Source organism: Achromobacter anxifer (assembly GCF_903652925.1).
GTDB classification, from domain to species: domain Bacteria; phylum Pseudomonadota; class Gammaproteobacteria; order Burkholderiales; family Burkholderiaceae_B; genus Achromobacter; species Achromobacter anxifer.
Window position 1 is genome coordinate 251,278 of sequence record NZ_CAHLAR010000001.1, and the last position, 16,647, is coordinate 267,924.

Here is a 16,647-nt window from a genome sequence, read left to right on the forward strand (position 1 = left end):
TTGATATGAAACACATCGGCATCGACGTAGGCGGCACCAACACGGACGCCGTATTTGTGCGGGACGACCAGGTCCTGGGCGCGGTCAAGTCGCCCACCACTTCGGACGTGACCACGGGCGTGCGCCGCGCGCTGGCAGCGCTGATCCAGGCCTGCCCCGAGGCCGGCAGCCCGGACGCGGTGATGATAGGCACCACGCACTTCACCAACGCGGTGGTGCAGCGGCGCGACCTGGAACCGGCGGCCGCGCTGCGCGTCTGCCTGCCGGCGGCGGCATCGCTGCTGCCGTTCTGCGACTGGCCCGAGGACCTGGCGCAGAAGGTCAATGGCGGCACCTATCTGGTGCAGGGCGGCCATGAATTCGACGGCCGCGAGCTCATGCCGCTGGACGAAAAAGCGGTGCGCGACGCGGCCCGCGCCATCCGCGCATCGGGCGTTTCGACCGTCGCGATCAGCGGCGTGTTCTCGCCCCTGATCGGCACGGCCGAACTGCGCGCCGGCGAAATCCTGCTGCAGGAACATCCCGACTGCCGCATCACCTATTCGCACCAGCTCGGCCGCATCGGCCTCCTGGGCCGCGAGAACGTGGCGCTGCTGAACGCGACCCTGATCGACCTGGCGCACAAGACCACCGACGCTTTCGTTCAGGCCTTGGCCGACAGCGGCATCCGCGCGCCGCTGTTCCTGACGCAGAACGACGGCACCGTCACGCTGGCGGAAAATGCGCGCGATTTCCCGGTGCATTCGTTTGCCTCTGGCCCCACCAACTCGATGCGCGGCGCGGTGTTCCTGGCCTCGATCAACGACGCGGTGGTGTGCGACGTGGGCGGCACTACTGCCGACGTCGGCTGCGTGCAGAACGGCTTCCCGCGCCAGGCCAACAATATGGTCGAGGTGGGCGGCGTGCGCACCGCGTTCCGCATGCCCGACCTGCTGTCCATCGGGGTGGGCGGCGGCACGCTGGTCGATCCGCAAACCTTGCAGGTCGGTCCCGTCAGCGTCGGCCACCGGCTGCTCGAAGAGGCGCTGGTGTTCGGCGGCAAGCAGCTGACCTGCACCGACATCGCCGTGGCCGCGGGCCTGGCGGACATCGGCGACCGTTCGCGCGTGGCGCATCTGGATCCCGCCATGGTGCGCGGCGCGCTGGCGCGCATCCACGAGGCCATCTCCGAAGCCTGCGACCGCATGAAGAGCGATGCGCGCGAAGTGCCGCTCATCGCGGTGGGCGGCGGTTCCGTGCTGATTCCCGACCACGTGGCGGGCTTCTCGGAAGTGGTGCGGGTGCCGAACCACGCTGTTGCCAACGCGGTCGGCGCGGCCATTGCCCAGGTGTCCGGAGAAGTGGACCAGATCTTCACCAACCTGGGCCGCGAGGAACTGCTGGAGCGCGCGCGCGCCATCGCCGTGGAACGGGCCGTGGCCGCGGGCGCGGACGCGGATACCGTCACCGTCATCGAACAGGAAGACATTCCCCTGGCCTACCTGCCCGGCAACGCCGTGCGGGCGCGCGTGCGGGTGGTGGGCGAGATCGCGGGCAGGGCGCACTAGCGCGCCGCGGCTTCCCGTCAGCAAGGTTTCAGGGCGGCCCGCAGGCCGTCCGCGATCCAGCCGGCAGTGGCTTCACTGCCGGCTTTTTGCTTTCCGGCGCTCGGAAAGTTCGCCGCGGCGGGCGAAATTGTCTTTCCAAGAATACGAAATGTTATATCATCCGAAAATTAGATGAAACGTTATAACATTTGAAAGAGGGCGATGATGAATGGCAAGAAATCGGGCTTGCGCAGGGAACGCGGCGGCAGGGCGGCCCTGCGGGCGGGGCGCAGCGGCGCGCTGAAACCGCTGGTCTGCGCGCTGATGCTGGCCGCGCCCGCCGCGCAGGCGGAGGACGCCGCGGCGGAGCGCGCTGGCGCCAGGACGCTGGCTCCGATCACGGTATCCGCCAATCCGCTGGGCCTGGACCTGAACAGCACCACGCTGCCGGCCTCGGTGCTGGAAGGCGATGAGCTGATCGAACAGCGCAACGGTACCCTGGGCGATACGCTGAAGAACCTGCCCGGCGTCAACAGCGACACCTTCGGCGGCGGTGCGAGCCGCCCCGTGATCCGCGGCCAGACGGCGCCGCGCGTGAAGGTGCTGTCCGATGGCTCCGAGGTGATGGATGCCTCCAGCATTTCTCCCGACCACGCGGTGACCGTGGAGCCGCTGCTGGCCGAGCGCATCGAAGTGCTGCGCGGCCCCGCCACGCTGCTGTATGGCGGCGGCGCGATCGGCGGCGTGGTCAACGTGGTGGACAAGAAGATCCCGACCGCCGTGCCCGAGAAAGGCATAGAGGCCGAGGCCGAATTGCGCGGCGCGACCGGCACCAAGGAACGCTCAGGCGCGGTGGGCATCACCGCGGGCGAAGGGCAGTTCGCGGTGCGGGTGGAAGGCCTGAAGCGCCGCACCAGCGATTACGACGTGCCGGACTGGCCGGGCGGCAAGCTGGAAGGCTCGTATAGCGAATCGACGCAGGGCACCGTGGGCATGTCGTGGATCACGCCGCGCGGCTATGTCGGCCTGGCGTTCACCCACCTGGAAAGCAAGTACGGCCTGCCTGGACACAACCACGAATACGAAGGCTGCCATCCGCATGGCACGCACCTGCACTGCGGCGGCCATGACCATGACCACGGCGAAGAGGGCCATGAGCACGGAGGCGGCGACGTGCCCTACGTCAAGCTGCGCAGCAACCGCGTGGACCTGCGCGCCGAATACCAGGACCCGTTCGCGGGCTTCGAGAAGATCCGCGTGCGCGGCGGGCTGACCGACTACCAGCACGACGAGATCGAAGGCGGACAGGTCGGCACCCGCTTCAAGAACAAGGGCTACGACATGCGCGTCGAATTGCAGCACAAGCCGATAGCCGGCTGGCGCGGCGTGGTGGGCTTGCAGAACGCCTACAGCGACTTCCGCGCCGACGGCGAGGAGGCCTTCCTGCCGCGCAGCAAGACGCGCTCTTACGGCCTGTTCGTGCTGGAGGAATACCAGTTGAACGACTGGCGCTTCGAACTGGGCGCGCGTCAGGACTGGCAGCGCATCTCGCCCACGGGTGGCGCGCAGCGCAGCAGCCTGTCCGGCACTTCGCTGTCGGCCGCGGCCATCTGGGATTTCGCGCCGCAATACTCGGTGGCCCTGTCCCTGTCGCGCTCGCAGCGCCTGCCCACCGCGCAGGAGCTGTACGCCGATGGCGTGCACCTGGCCACCAACACCTACGAACTGGGCAACGCCGACCTGGGCCGCGAGACATCGCACAATATCGACCTGACCCTGCGCAAGCATTCCGGCGATACGACGTTCTCGGCCAGCGTGTTCCACAACCGCGTGAAGAACTACATCTACGCCAACACGCTGGACCGCTACGAGGACTTCCGCCTGATCGAGTACACGCAGCGCGACGCCGAATTCACGGGCGTGGAAGGCGAGCTGCGCCACCAGTTCACGCCGGTGTTCTCGGCCGCCGTGTTCGGCGACTATGTGCGCGGCAAGCTGACCGGCGGCGACGGCAACCTGCCGCGCATCCCGGCGGCGCGCGCTGGCGTGCGCGCCAACATGAAGTGGCAGCAGTGGTCGGGCGGCGTCGAGTACGCGCGCGTGTTCGCGCAGAAGGACATCGCCGCCTACGAGGAAAGCACGCCCGGCTACAACATGGTGAACGCGGTAGTGGCCTACCGCGGCCAGTACGGCGCCACCGGCTATGAGGTCTATCTGCGCGGCACCAACCTGCTGAACAAGCCGGCCTACAACCATGCGTCCTTCATCTCGACGGTGGCGCCGCTGCCCGGACGCAGCGTGCTGCTCGGCGTGCGCATGACGTACTGATCCAGCGGCCCGCCGCCGGATTCCGCCATGGCGGGACGGGGAAATCCCGTCCCGCCATTTTTTCGTTCTACGGGTAGACCCCGATGCCCGGCTTGTTGACGGACCCGAAAGCCATTCCTAGAATCAAATTTGTGATCACATATCAAAAATATCAATTAAGGGACGCAGCATGGCCCAACACGGACTGTTCGATCTTCAGGACAAGGTTGTACTGATCACCGGTGCGGCAGGCGGTATCGGCGCCGCGCTCAGCCGGGCATATGCCCAGGCGGGCGCGACGCTGGTGCTGACCGACCTGGCGGGGGAAAAGCTCGACGCGCTGGCGTCAGGGCTGCGCGAATCCGGCGTCAAGACTGGAAGCTACGCGCTGCACGTGGAAGACCGCGCCGCCTGCGCCGCGGTGGTCGACGAAGCGGTGGCCGCCTTCGGCGGGGTGGACGTGCTGGTGAACTGCGCCGGCGTCAATACCCGCATGCGTCCGGAGCAGTACGCCGAAGACGTGTGGGACCGCATCATCGATATCAATCTGAAGGGCAGCTTCAACATGTGCCAGGCCGTGTACGCGTCCATGCAGGCGCGCGGCAAGGGCAAGATCATCAACATCGGCTCCATCCTGGCCCTGGCGTCCAACGCCATGACGGCGGCCTACTCGGCCAGCAAGGGCGGGGTGCTGCAGCTGACCCGTTCGCTGGCTTGCGCCTGGGCGGCCGACGGCATCACCGTCAACGTGATCCAGCCCGGCTGGATCGACACGGCGCTGTCGCGCCAGGCGCGGGTGGACATCCCGGGCCACGCGGAGCGCGTCGTGGCGACCACGCCCATGGGTCGCTGGGGCGAACCGGAAGACCTGGTCGGCCCCGCCCTGTTCCTGGCCAGCGCCGCGTCCGACTTCATGACGGGCGCCAGCGTGGTGGTGGACGGCGGCGTGACCGCGCACATCTGAACGCCGCGCGGCGGACGCAAGGCACAACGAGGGGACGGCATGCAACTCGAGGAACTCCGGCAGAAGACGCCGGTGCACGAACTGGTGGTGGAAGAGAGCGACTGGGCGCGGCTGACGCGCGCCGAGGCGCTGCGCCTGACGACGCTGTTCCTGGCCGCGCGCCGCTTCGAGGAAAAGATCCTGCAGCTGGACAAGCTGAACCTGGTGCACGGGCCGGCGCATTCCAGCATCGGCCAAGAAGGCGCCGCCGCCGGCTGCATCGCGGCGCTGCCCGTCGACACGCTGATGAACGGCACGCACCGCGCGCATCACCAGTGCATCGCCAAGGCCGTCAACGCGCTCTACGACGACGGCCTGGATCCGTCCGCGGCCGGCCTGACGCTGCGCATGCACCAGGAAATCCAAGGCATGATGCATGAAATCCTGGGCCTGAAGGACGGCTGGACGGGCGGGCGCGGCGGTTCCATGCACCTGCGCCGCGCGGAGCTCGGCATCATGGGCACCAACGCTATCGTCGCGGGCGGCATACCCATCGCCTGCGGCCATGCCTACGCGGAAAAGCAGCGCGGCTCGGGCAAGACCATGGTCACGTTCTTTGGCGACGGCGCGGTGCATCAGGGCGCCACCCACGAAGCCATGAACCTGGCGGCGCTGTATGGCCTGCCCATGATCTTCTTCCTGGAGAACAACAAGTACGCCGTGTCCATGAGCGTGGAGCAATCCACCTTCGAGACCGAGCTGCTGACGCGGCCGCAGGGCCACGGCATCGCGGGCGTCAAGGTGGACGGCATGAATCCGTTCGCCACCTGGCTCGCCACCCGCTGGGCGCAGGAGCACATTGTCCGCACCGGGCGGCCGGCCTTTATCCTGGCCGAGGTCTACCGCTACTACCACCAGAGCTCGTCGATCCCGGGCAGCGCCTTCGGCTACCGCACGCGCGAAGAGGAAAACGCCTGGAAGGCGCGCGACCCCTGGTTGTTCCTGCAACAGGAGCTGAAGGCGCGCGGCATTCTGCGCGAGGACGAGCTGTCCGCCGTGGACGCGGCGGTGACGGACGCGGTGGAGGCGGCCGCTGCCTCCTGCATCGAAGGCACGGGCTCGTCGGCCCGCATACGCGCCGGCCTCTGGCCCGCGGCCGCCAGCGTGGACGAACACCTCAATAGCGACATGTCGGAGTTCGAAGGCGTGCTCTATGCCGAGGCGGAGGATTACGCCGACGAAGAGATGGAACCCCTGTCCTATATCGAGGCGATCGCGCGGGCCATGGGCGCGCGCATGGCCGAGGACGAGACCATCCATGTGTTCGGCGAGGACGTGGCCAACATGGGCGGCGGCACGGTCGGCGCCACCCGTGGGCTGACCGAGACCTACGCCGGACGGCTGGTGAACACGCCGATCACCGAGAACGGCTTCTGCGGCCTGGCCACCGGCGCGGCGCTGTCGGGCCTGAAGCCCGTGGTCGAGCTGATGTACAGCGACTTCTTCCTGGTGGCGGGCGACCAGCTGCTGAACCAGGCCGGCAAGATCCGCCATCTGTTCAACGGCACGGCCGAGGTGCCGCTGGTGCTGCGCGCGCGCATTCCCGGGCCGGAAGGCTATGGCTCGCAGCATTCCATGGATCCGGCAGGCGTGTTCGCGCTGTTTCCCGGCTGGCGCATCGTGGCGCCGTCCAACGCCTTCGACTACGTGGGCCTGATGAATTCAGCGCTGCGCTGCAAGGACCCGGTGCTGGTCATCGAGCCGCAGCAGCTGCACAAGCGCAAGACGCCGGTGCCCACGAACCTGGACTACTACATCCCCATCGGCCGCGCCAAGCGCGTGCGCGAGGGCGACCAGATCACGCTGCTGACGACCCTGACCATGGTGGAGGAATGCTGCCGGCTGGTGGACGAGGCGGGCATACGCGCCGACGTCATCGATCTGCGCACGCTGTCGCAGCGCGACATCGATTACGACACCATCGGCCGTTCCGTCATGAAGACGGGCCGCGTCGCCATCGTCGAGCAGACCACGCGCGGCGCCAGCCTGGGCGCGCTGATCGCCGACGAAATCCAGCGGCGCTACTTCGATTACCTGGACCAGCCGGTCAAGCGCGTCACCGGCCGCTGGGCGCCACCCGTGGTGTCGCAGGCGCTGGAGCGCGCCGCGCTGGCAGGCGAGGACGACATCCGCGCCCTGATCCGCGAAATGCAGGCCGACAGCGCGCTGTCGGCGGCGCAACAGGAGCAAGTCCATGCCGCGCGCGCTTGAGGGCAAGACCATACTGATCACCGGCGCGGCCGGCGGCATCGGCCGCGCGACCGCAGAGGTCTGCGGCGAGCAGGGTGCGTCGCTGGTGCTGGCGGACCGCGAGCCGCCCCAGGAGCTGGTTGCGCAGCTGCAAGCCCAGGGAGTGCCGGCGCGCGCCATCGCCTTCGACGTTATGGACCGGGCTGCCGCCGAGGCCGCCGTGGCGGACATCGAGCGCTTGGACGCGCTTGTGGCCAATGCGGGTTATTGCCCCTGGGACGACTGGAACGAGGCAGGCTGGGACGAGGTCTTCCATCAAGTCATCGACGTCAACCTGCTGGGGCTGATGCACCTGACGCGCGCCGCGCTGGCGAAGATGAGCGCGCAGGGCGCGGGCCGCATGGTGCTGGTGTCTTCCGTGGCGGCGCGCATGGGCGGACTGGCCGCCAGTCCGCACTATGTCGCGGCCAAGGGCGGCACGCACGCTTTCGTCAAATGGCTGGCCCGCAAGGCGGCCGATTCCGGCGTCACCGTCAATAGCGTCGCGCCCGGCGCGACCGAGACGGGAATGACCCGGGGGCAGACCTTCGATGCGAATAGAATTCCGCTGCGGCGCATTGCCCGGCCTCGCGAAATCGCCTTGCCCATCGCCTTTCTCTGTTCCGATGGCGCGAGCTACATCTGCGGCGCCACCCTGGACGTGAACGGTGGCGTCTACATGAATTGAGACGACATGGACAACAGCACACTGGAAGGCTTGCTCGACAAGCAGGAACGCATCACCGTCGCGGACCAGATCTATCAACGGACTCGTGAACTCCTGATGAGCGGCGCGGTGCCGCCGGGAGAGAAAGTCACCTTGCGCGGCCTGGCCGCGGTGCTGAACACCAGCCCCATGCCGGTGCGCGAAGCGGTCAACAAGCTGGTCGCCGAAGGCGCGCTGGAAATGCTGCCCAGCCGAGGCTTGCGCGTGCCCAAGCCGGGGCTGACCAAGTTCCGCGAGATCGTGCGCATCCGCTGCTGCATGGAAGGCTTCGCCGCGGCCGAGGCCGCCAAGATCATGACGGACGCGACGGTGGCGCGCATCCAGCGCCATTCCGACGAGTTCGACAAGCTGGGGCACCAGCGCAAGATCGACACCCTGAAGACCATCGAGGCCAACCGCAACCTGCATTTCACGCTGTACGAGGCGGCCGGCATGCCCTTGCTGGTGACCATGATCGAGAACATCTGGCTGCAGATCGCGCCGCTGTTCTCGCTGAGCATGGGCAGCACGGACCGCAAGTCCGAAAGCTGGGAATCCTTCAGCCACCACGCCGCGCTGCTGGACGCCCTGAAGCGCCGCGACGCCGAAGGCGCGCGCGCGGCGATCGTGGCGGATATCTCGGACGCGGCCCTGTACATCGAGAAAACAGGCAACCTGGCCACTACATAGAGCGAACAAGACATGGATATCGAGGTCGTGATGCCCGCCATCGGCGCGGGCACAACGCAGGGCAAGATACTGCAGTGGTTGAAGCAGTCCGGCGACACGGTCAAGGTGGGCGATATCCTGGCCGAAATCGAAACCGACAAGGCCGTCATAGAACTGGAAGCGCTGGACGACGGCGTGCTGGACCGCATCCATGTGCCCGCGGGCGATACCGAGGTGCCGGTGGGCGACGTCATTGCGACGCTGCTGCGTCAGGGCGGCGCGGCGCAGTTGCCCGCCAGCCAGCCGTCTGCGCCCGCGGTCGCGAATCCGCCGGCTGCGGACTCCCTGGCCGCGAACTCCCCGGCTGCCGCGCGTCCTGCCGTTACGGCCGCCCCGCAGCCCGAGGCTCGTGCGGGCCTGGCGGAGCAGCGCCTGTTCGCCAGCCCATCGGCGCGGCGCCTGGCGCGCGCGCTGGGCGTGGACCTGCATGCGCTGTCCGGCAGCGGCCCGAACGGCCGCATCGTGCGGGTCGATATCGAAAACGCCGCCGCGACGCAGCCCGCGAAGTCTGCCGCCGAGTTCGCCGCGCCAGTCTCTGGCGCCGAAGCGCCGCAGCACACCCGATCGCAAACTCAACCGCAAGTCCAGCCGCAAATCCAGCCGCACACCCCCATGCGCGCCACCATCGCGCGCCGCCTGGTGCAATCCAAGCAGCAGGTGCCGCACTTCTACCTGACGGTGGATTGCCGCATGGACGCGCTGCTGGCCGCCCGCGCAGCGCTGAACGCGCGTAGCGAGTCCGCGCGCGAGCCCATGCGCCATTCCCTGAATGACCTGCTGGCGATGGCGGTGGCACGGGCCGTCGGCCAGGTTCCGGCCGTCAATGCGCAATGGACGGACGAGGGCATCGTGCAGCTGGGCGAGGTGGATCTGAGCATCGCGGTGGCGCTGGAGTCCGGACTGATCACGCCCATCGTGCGCAACGCGGACAAGAAGTCGCTGCGCGAGATCTCCACCGAGATCGCGCAGCTGGCGGAACAGGCCCGCCGCGGCCGGCTGCGGCCCGAACAATACGAAGGCGGCAGCCTGACGCTGTCGAACCTGGGCATGCATGGCGTGCGCGAATTCGCTGCCATCATCAATCCTCCCCAAAGCGCCATCCTGGCCGCGGGCGCCGTGGTCAGGCAGCCTGTGGTCGACGGCGACGACATCCGCGTGGGCCACGTCATGAGCCTGACGTTGTCGGCCGATCACCGCGTGGTGGACGGCGCGCTGGGCGCGCGCTTCCTGGGGGCGGTAAAGCAATTGCTGGAGAATCCGATCGAATTGATTCTCTAGCGTCCTGGGCGGGACCTGGACGATTTCCACGGCATCAGCGCGCAGGGTGGACCGCGAACGGCGCACAGACCGATGGCGGAAGCAAGTCGAAGCAGCATTACACCTAGTCAGGAGACAAAGTAATGAGTAAGCAGAAGCAGCTAATCCGCATTGCCTGCGCGGCCGCCTTCGTGGCCCTGGCGCCCGGCGCCTGGGCGCAGGCCGACATCAAGATCGGCTACAACAGCGACATGTCCGCCAGCGGCTCCGCCGACTTCGGCGTGTCGGCCCTGTCCGGGGCGCGGCAGGCCGCCGAGGAGATCAATGCGGCGGGCGGCGTGCTGGGCCGCAAGCTGGTCATCGTGCCGCGCGACGACGTGGGTTCGCCGCCCAAGTCGATCCAGAACACCAACGAACTCGTGGACAACGAGAAGGTCGTGGCGATGCTGGGAGGGGTGAACTCCGGCAACATGCTGGCCTGGCTGCACATCGTGCAGCAAAAGAAGGTGCCGACGATATCGCCGTCGGCCACGGCCACCGAGATCACCAACCGCTACAGCAAGGAGCCGGCCAACTACATCTTCCGCGTGTCCATGCGCGACCTGGACCAGATCACGCTCCTGGCCGCCTACGCCGCCAAGGCCACCAAGAACCAGAAGATCGCCATCATCGCCGACACCACAGGCTACGGGCAGCAGGGCGCCAAGGATGCGGCGCATGTGCTCGGCCTTTACGGCATCACGCCCGTGGCCAACGAGAAGTTCGGTCCCAAGGACACGGACATGTCGTCGCAGCTGAACAAGATCAAGGCCGCTGGCGCGGACACGGTCATCGTCTATGCGCTGGCCGACGCCAACGGCCACCTGATGCGCAGCCAGGAGAAGATCAATTACTTCCCGGTCACGCTGGGCTCCTGGGCCAACCTCAGCCCGCCGTTCCTGCGCATCGCCGGGCCGGAGCTGGCCAGGAAGATGATCTTCACCGCCTCCATCACCGAGGACTCCACGCCGCAATCGCGCGCGCTCTACGACGCCATCATCAAGAAGGACGGCAAGCTGCCGACCTATGTGTTCGCGGCGCACGCCTATGACTCGGTCAAGATCCTGGCAGCGGCGATGACACAGGCCAATTCCACGGACGGCGAGAAGGTGCAGCAGGCGCTGGACAAGCTGGGCAAGGTGGACGGCGTGATCAAGACCTACGCGCCGGCCTTCACCAAGGAAAACCACGAAGCGCTGTCCTACCGCGATTTCCGCCTGGTGCGCTGGATCGACGGCAAGGTGGTCACGGTGGACGACGAGGTCAGCCGCGGCATCAAGCCCGACGAGCTCAAGCAGTAGGGCCGGGGCAGGCGCCGGCCCGGCGTTCAGGGCTGGCGCTTGCTGAGGTGGTTGACGAACAGCTTGGCGGCGGTGGGCAGGGCGTCGAAGGAGCGCACGCAGATCTGGATCTGGCGCCGCGCCCAGGGTTCGGTCAGCGCAATGATGCGGATGTCGAACATGGCCGAGTAACGGCGGGCGATGTCCAGCGGCAGCACGCCTATGCCCAGCCCCGAGTTCACCATGAAGCACAGCGCGTCGAAGCCGGTGACCTGCACCTTGAGCTGGATGTTGCGCTTTTCATCGCTGGCCGCGTTGGACAGGATGCGGTTGATGGCGCTGCCGCGGTGCAGCCCGACGAAATCGTATTCCAGCGCGTCGGCGAATCGAAAGCCCGGCTTGTCCTGCAGGGGATGGTCGGCGGGGACCACCAGCGCCAGCGTGTCTTCGCGGTAGGGGTGGATCTCCACGTCGTGGTCGGGCGCGGTGCCCGAGAAAATGCCGACGTCCGCCGCGTTCTCGGCCACCGATTTGATGATGGTCGAGGTGATTTTCTCTTCCAGGTCGACCTGCACGTTGGGATAGTCGTTCAGGAAGAGCTTGATGTCCTGGGGCAGGAACTGGGTGATCGCGGAAATATTGGCGTGCACCCGGATGAAGCCGCGCAGGCCGCGCGAGTAGTCCCGCATGTGCACGGCGATCTCGTCGAGTTCGTGCAGGGCGCGCCGCGCCATGGTGGACAGCGCGATGCCGGCCGGCGTGGGGCGGATGCCCTTGTTGGTGCGGATGAGCAGCCGGATCTTGAGGTTCTCTTCCAGCTCGCTGATCCGCTTGCTGATGGCGGCCGCGGCGATGTGTTCGTGTTCGGCCGCCGCCGCGATGGTGCCTTGCTCGACCACGCTGATGAAGAGCTTGAGGGAGGTGGGATCGAGGCGCATGGAGGGACGGACGGAAAAGCGGACGAGAGGGCCCATTGTAGCCAGGCGCGGGTTTGTCATCGCGTATGGCGATGGCGGCATCGCTAATGACTGCTGTTGCGCAGGCCGCCGCCAGGGCTATCCTCCCCAAAAAATTTCGCCCGGCCCCCAGCGCGGACCGTGCGGAGCATGACGGATGGAGCGCGAGACAAATGAATCTGCAGAATAGCCAGCTGCTGCGGCAGCAGGCCTACATCGGCGGCGCCTGGTGCGACGCCGACAACGGCGCCATCATCACGGTGCGCAATCCCTTTGACGCCAGCGTGCTGGGCACGGTGCCCAATCTGGGTCAGACCGAGACCGCCCGCGCCATCGCGGCAGCCGATGACGCCCTGCCCGCGTGGCGGGCCAGGACCGGCAAGGAGCGCGGCGCCATCCTGCGCAAATGGCATGCGCTGATCGAGGCGCACGCCGACGACCTGGCGCTGCTGCTGACCCTGGAACAGGGCAAGCCGCTGGCCGAGGCCCGGGGCGAGCTGAATTACGCGCTGTCCTTCGTGGAATGGTTCGCGGAAGAGGCCAAGCGCGTCTATGGCGACGTGCTGCCCCATACCCGCGGCGACCAGCGCATGCTGGCCATCCGCCAGCCCGTGGGCGTGTGCGCGGCCATCATCGCCTGGAACTTCCCCTCGGCGCTGGTCACGCGCAAGGTCAGCCCGGCGCTGGCCGCCGGCTGCACGGTGGTGCTCAAGCCGTCCGAGCTGACGCCGTTCACCGCGCTGGCGCTGGCCTGGCTGGGCGAGCAGGCCGGCATTCCGCCCGGCGTGCTCAACGTGGTCATCGGCGACCCCGCGCCCATCGGCACGGAGCTGACGCAGAACCCCACGGTGCGCAAGCTGACCTTCACCGGCTCCACCCAGACGGGCCGGCTGCTGATGCAGCAGAGCGCCTCCAACATCAAGAAGCTGTCGCTGGAACTGGGCGGCAACGCACCCTTCATCGTGTTCGAGGACGCCGACCTGGACGAGGCCGTGCAAGGCCTGGTGCTGTCCAAGTTCCGCAACGCCGGCCAGACCTGCGTATGCGCCAACCGCGTCTATGTCCACGCCAGCGTGGCCGACGCCTTCAACGACAAGCTGCTGACGGAAATGCGCCGCATGAAGGTGGGCGGCGGCCTGGAAGAGGGCGTCACGCAGGGGCCGCTGATCGACCAGCGCGCCGTCGACAAGGTGACCCGCCTGGTGGCTGACGCCACCGCGCGCGGCGCGCGCCTCCTGGCGGGCGGCAAGCTGCGCGAGCCGGGCACGCTGCTGTATGAGCCGACCCTGCTTGCCGGCATCACCGACGCCATGGAGCTGGCGCATGAAGAGATCTTCGGCCCGGTGGTGGGCATCAGCACCTTCGAATCCGAAGCCGCCGTGCTGGCGCGCGCCAACGACAGCGCCTCGGGCCTGGCCGCGTATTTCTACACCGCCAACCTGGAACGGGTCTGGCGCATGATGGAAGGGCTGGAATACGGCATCGTCGGCGTGAACACCGGCGCCGTGTCCAACGAGGTCGGCCCGTTCGGCGGCATCAAGGAGTCGGGCGTGGGCCGCGAGGGTTCCAAGTACGGCATCGAAGAGTTCCTGGAAATCAAGTACGTCTGCCTTGCCGGCAAGTCGTTCAACGCGATTCCCTGACGCCTGCGGACCCCAGCCATGAGCCAAGCACAGCAGCCTTCCCTCCGCGACGCGGATCAGTTCGATTATGTGATCGTGGGGTCCGGCGCGGCCGGCTCCATTCTGGCCAACCGCCTGAGCGCGGACGGCTCCACGGTCTGCGTGCTGGAGGCCGGCCCGCCGGACCGCAGCCCCTACCTGCACATCCCCGCCGGCTTCATCAAGGCGGTGTTCAACAAGAAATACGCCTGGCAGTTCTCCAGCGAGGGCACGGTCCAGACCAACGGACGGCGCGTGCCGATTCCGCAGGGCCGAACCCTGGGTGGGTCTACTTCCATCAACGGCCTGGTCTACAACCGCGGCCAGGCGGCCGACTTCGATCATTGGGCAGCGTTGGGCAATACCGGCTGGTCCTATGACGAGGTGCTGCCGTACTTCAAGTCCATGGAACGGCGCGTGGGCGGTGACGACCGCTATCGCGGCCGCAAGGGCGAGCTGCCGGTTACCGACATAGACTGGATCCACCCGCTGTGCGAAGCCTTTATCGCTGGCGCGGTGGAGCAGGGCATTCCCCGCAATCCCGACTACAACGGCGCCGAGCAGGCCGGCGTGGGCTATTTCCAGCGCACCATAGCCCGCGGCTGGCGCATGAGCACGGCCAAGTGCTTTCTCAAGCCCGCCATGGGCCGCAAGAACCTGGAAGTGCGTACCTACGCCCAGGCTACGCGCATCCTGTTCGACGGCGGCAAGGCTGTTGGCGTGGCGTACTGCCATCCCACGCATCCTGCACAGGTCCGCGCGGTGCGAGCGCGCCGCGAAGTGATCGTGTCCTGCGGCGCGATCAACACGCCCAAGCTGCTGCAGCTGTCGGGCCTGGGGCCGGCGGACCTGCTGCGCCAGCACAACATCGACGTGGTGTGCGACCTGCCGGGCGTGGGCGAGAACCTGAGCGACCACTATTCGGTGCGGGTCGTGGCGCGGGTCAAGAACAGCCAGACCATGAACCAGCTGGTCAAGGGCCTGAGCCTGGCCGGCCAGATCAGCCGCTGGCTGATGAAGCGGCCCAGCATCATGGCGCTCAGCCCGTCGCTGCTGCACTATTTCTGGAAGTCCACGCCGGACCTGGCGCTGCCCGACCTGCAAGGCGTATTCACGCCCGCCAGCTACAAGGAAGGCTATGTGGGCATGCTGGACGATTTCCCCGGCATGACCGCGGGCGTCTGGCAGCACCGTCCCGAGAGCCGCGGCCAGGTGCGCATCCGTTCGGCGGATCCGCTGCAGGACCCCGTGATCCTGGCCAATTACCTGGAAAACGAGCGCGACCAGATGACCCTGGTGCGCGGCATCCGGCTTGCGCGCCAGCTGCTGCGTTCGCAGGCCTTGGCGCCGTACTTCGACAGCGAGGTGCTGCCCGGCCCGCTGTGCGAATCCGATTCCGAATTGCTGGACTTCGCGCGCCGCTACGGCGTGTCGTCCTATCACGTCAACGGCACGGCCCGCATGGGCCAGGCCGATGACAAGTACGCGGTGGTCGATCCCCAGCTGCGGGTGCACGGCGTCGGCAATCTGCGCGTCATCGATTCCTCGGTGATGCCGGCCATGCCGTCGGCCAACATCTGCGCGGCCACCATGATGATCGGCAACAAGGCCGCCGACCTCATCAAACAATCCTGAATTGCCAATCAGCGGTCACCAGAGTGATCCAGAAGGAGACAAGATGTACCTCAAGCATTTCCCCAAAACGATCAAGGCCCTGCTGCTGGCGGCGGCGCTCGCGGGCGCCAGCGGCGCCGCGCTGGCCGACGACATCAAGATCGGCTTCAACAGCGACATGTCGGCCACCGGCTCGGCGGACTTCGGCATCTCGGCCCTGGCCGGCGCGCGCCAGGCGGCCGACGAGCTGAACGCGGCCGGCGGCGTGCTGGGCAAGAAGGTCGTCATCGTCGAGCGCGATGACGTGGGCGCGCCGCCCAAGGCCATCCAGAACACCAACGAGCTGGTCGACAACGTCAAGGTCAACGCCATGCTGGGCGGGGTCAACTCCGGCAACATGCTGGCCTGGCTGCACCTGGTGCAGCAGAAGAAGATCCCGACGATCTCGCCGGTGGCCACGGCCACCGACATCACCGGCCGCTACGCCAAGTCGCCGGCCAACTACGTGTTCCGCGTGTCCATGCGCGACCGCGACCAGATCGCGCTGCTGGCGGCCTATGCGGCCCGCGCCAGCAAGAGCGGCAAGATCGCCATCATCGCCGACACCACCGGCTACGGCCAGCAAGGCGCCAAGGACGCGGTCGAGATCCTGGCCCTGCACAAGATCACGCCCGTGGCCAACGAGAAGTTCGGTCCTAAGGACACGGACATGTCGTCGCAGCTGAACAAGATCAAGAGTTCGGGCGCCGACACGCTGATCGTCTACGCGCTGGCGGATTCCAATGCGCACGTGATGCGCAGCCTGGAGAAGATCAGCTATTTCCCGACCACGCTGGCCTCCTGGGCCAACCTGAGCTCGCCGTTCCTGCGCATCGCCGGCCCCGAATTGGCCAGCAAGATGATCTTCACCGCGTCGATCACGGAAGATTCCTCGCCCGAGTCCAAGGCGCTGTACGACACGCTGATGAAGCGCGACGGCCGCGTGCCGACCTACGTCATGGCCGCGCAGGCCTATGACTCGGTCAAGCTCATCGCCGCCGCCATGGAACAGGCCAAGTCGACCGACGGCGAGGCGGTGCAGGCCGCGTTGCAGAACCTGGCCCAGGCCAAGGGCGTCATCAAGACCTACGAAAAGCCGTTCACCGCCGAGAACCACGAAGCGCTGTCGGTGAAGGACTTCCGCCTGGTGCGCTGGATCGACGGCAAGGTGGTGACGGTGGATGACGAGGTCACCCGCGCCATCAAGCCGGAAGACCTGAAGCTGTAAGGCCGCGCGGCATCGACAAGGATCTCTCCCCGGGGCGCCGAGACGTCCCGGGGAGTCATCAATAGGGGGCATC

General features: G+C 67.2%; 12 protein-coding genes. 11 read left to right on the forward strand and 1 reads right to left on the reverse strand.

Annotated elements, in window-relative coordinates:
• The first annotated feature begins 5 nt into the window (after positions 1 to 5).
• From HWY37_RS01210 to HWY37_RS01245, 8 genes are all read left to right on the forward strand, one after another.
• Positions 6 to 1,547 (forward strand): hydantoinase/oxoprolinase N-terminal domain-containing protein, encoded by a 1,542-nt coding sequence (locus HWY37_RS01210; protein ID WP_175207072.1) that lies wholly within the window; start codon positions 6 to 8, stop codon positions 1,545 to 1,547.
• A gap of 303 nt (positions 1,548 to 1,850) precedes the next feature.
• Positions 1,851 to 3,854: a TonB-dependent receptor domain-containing protein gene (locus HWY37_RS01215; protein ID WP_246302191.1), complete on the forward strand. Its 2,004-nt coding sequence runs from the start codon at positions 1,851 to 1,853 to the stop codon at positions 3,852 to 3,854.
• Positions 3,855 to 4,023: 169 nt separating this feature from the next.
• Complete coding sequence (locus HWY37_RS01220) at positions 4,024 to 4,797, forward strand: SDR family NAD(P)-dependent oxidoreductase (protein WP_175207074.1); 774 nt, start codon at positions 4,024 to 4,026, stop codon at positions 4,795 to 4,797.
• 39 nt (positions 4,798 to 4,836) lie between these two features.
• On the forward strand, positions 4,837 to 7,047 hold the full coding sequence (locus tag HWY37_RS01225) for an alpha-ketoacid dehydrogenase subunit alpha/beta (RefSeq protein WP_175207075.1): 2,211 nt from the start codon (positions 4,837 to 4,839) through the stop codon (positions 7,045 to 7,047).
• Entirely contained in the window at positions 7,031 to 7,753 is a 723-nt protein-coding gene (locus HWY37_RS01230) for an SDR family NAD(P)-dependent oxidoreductase (protein WP_175207076.1), read from the forward strand. The genes HWY37_RS01225 and HWY37_RS01230 overlap by 17 nt, the downstream gene beginning before the upstream one ends.
• Positions 7,754 to 7,759: 6 nt before the next feature.
• Positions 7,760 to 8,461 (forward strand): GntR family transcriptional regulator, encoded by a 702-nt coding sequence (locus tag HWY37_RS01235; protein ID WP_175207077.1) that lies wholly within the window; start codon positions 7,760 to 7,762, stop codon positions 8,459 to 8,461.
• 12 nt (positions 8,462 to 8,473) lie between these two features.
• Positions 8,474 to 9,778 carry a dihydrolipoamide acetyltransferase family protein gene (locus HWY37_RS01240; protein ID WP_176087654.1) on the forward strand — a complete coding sequence of 435 codons (1,305 nt, stop codon included), beginning with the start codon at positions 8,474 to 8,476 and terminating at the stop codon, positions 9,776 to 9,778.
• Between the two features lie 122 nt (positions 9,779 to 9,900).
• The gene (locus HWY37_RS01245; protein WP_175207463.1) at positions 9,901 to 11,097 is read left to right on the forward strand and encodes an ABC transporter substrate-binding protein; all 1,197 of its coding nucleotides are present in this window, start codon (positions 9,901 to 9,903) and stop codon (positions 11,095 to 11,097) included.
• Positions 11,098 to 11,123: 26 nt separating this feature from the next.
• Here HWY37_RS01245 and HWY37_RS01250 read toward each other — a convergent pair whose 3' ends face one another.
• A complete protein-coding gene (locus HWY37_RS01250) occupies positions 11,124 to 12,014 on the reverse strand; it encodes a LysR family transcriptional regulator (RefSeq protein WP_175207464.1) in 891 nt (296 codons plus the stop codon).
• Between the two features lie 191 nt (positions 12,015 to 12,205).
• Here HWY37_RS01250 and HWY37_RS01255 point away from each other — a divergent pair, with 191 nt between their 5' ends.
• From HWY37_RS01255 to HWY37_RS01265, 3 genes are read left to right on the forward strand one after another with little or no spacing between them, the layout of a single operon-like run.
• The gene (locus HWY37_RS01255) at positions 12,206 to 13,675 is read left to right on the forward strand and encodes an NAD-dependent succinate-semialdehyde dehydrogenase (protein WP_176087655.1); all 1,470 of its coding nucleotides are present in this window, start codon (positions 12,206 to 12,208) and stop codon (positions 13,673 to 13,675) included.
• An 18-nt stretch (positions 13,676 to 13,693) separates the two neighbouring features.
• The gene (locus HWY37_RS01260; RefSeq protein WP_176087656.1) at positions 13,694 to 15,328 is read left to right on the forward strand and encodes a GMC family oxidoreductase; all 1,635 of its coding nucleotides are present in this window, start codon (positions 13,694 to 13,696) and stop codon (positions 15,326 to 15,328) included.
• Between the two features lie 43 nt (positions 15,329 to 15,371).
• Complete coding sequence (locus tag HWY37_RS01265; RefSeq protein WP_176087657.1) at positions 15,372 to 16,574, forward strand: ABC transporter substrate-binding protein; 1,203 nt, start codon at positions 15,372 to 15,374, stop codon at positions 16,572 to 16,574.
• Positions 16,575 to 16,647 lie beyond the last annotated feature (73 nt).

Coding starts and splice junctions, on each gene's coding strand:
- HWY37_RS01230 (WP_175207076.1), top strand. CDS start 7,031: ATGCCGCGCGCGCTTGAGGGCAAGACCATACTGATCACCGGCGCGGCC.
- HWY37_RS01260 (WP_176087656.1), top strand. CDS start 13,694: ATGAGCCAAGCACAGCAGCCTTCCCTCCGCGACGCGGATCAGTTCGAT.
- HWY37_RS01240 (WP_176087654.1), top strand. CDS start 8,474: ATGGATATCGAGGTCGTGATGCCCGCCATCGGCGCGGGCACAACGCAG.
- HWY37_RS01265 (WP_176087657.1), top strand. CDS start 15,372: ATGTACCTCAAGCATTTCCCCAAAACGATCAAGGCCCTGCTGCTGGCG.
- HWY37_RS01220 (WP_175207074.1), top strand. CDS start 4,024: ATGGCCCAACACGGACTGTTCGATCTTCAGGACAAGGTTGTACTGATC.
- HWY37_RS01210 (WP_175207072.1), top strand. CDS start 6: ATGAAACACATCGGCATCGACGTAGGCGGCACCAACACGGACGCCGTA.
- HWY37_RS01215 (WP_246302191.1), top strand. CDS start 1,851: ATGCTGGCCGCGCCCGCCGCGCAGGCGGAGGACGCCGCGGCGGAGCGC.
- HWY37_RS01225 (WP_175207075.1), top strand. CDS start 4,837: ATGCAACTCGAGGAACTCCGGCAGAAGACGCCGGTGCACGAACTGGTG.
- HWY37_RS01245 (WP_175207463.1), top strand. CDS start 9,901: ATGAGTAAGCAGAAGCAGCTAATCCGCATTGCCTGCGCGGCCGCCTTC.
- HWY37_RS01255 (WP_176087655.1), top strand. CDS start 12,206: ATGAATCTGCAGAATAGCCAGCTGCTGCGGCAGCAGGCCTACATCGGC.
- HWY37_RS01235 (WP_175207077.1), top strand. CDS start 7,760: ATGGACAACAGCACACTGGAAGGCTTGCTCGACAAGCAGGAACGCATC.
- HWY37_RS01250 (WP_175207464.1), bottom strand. CDS start 12,014: ATGCGCCTCGATCCCACCTCCCTCAAGCTCTTCATCAGCGTGGTCGAG.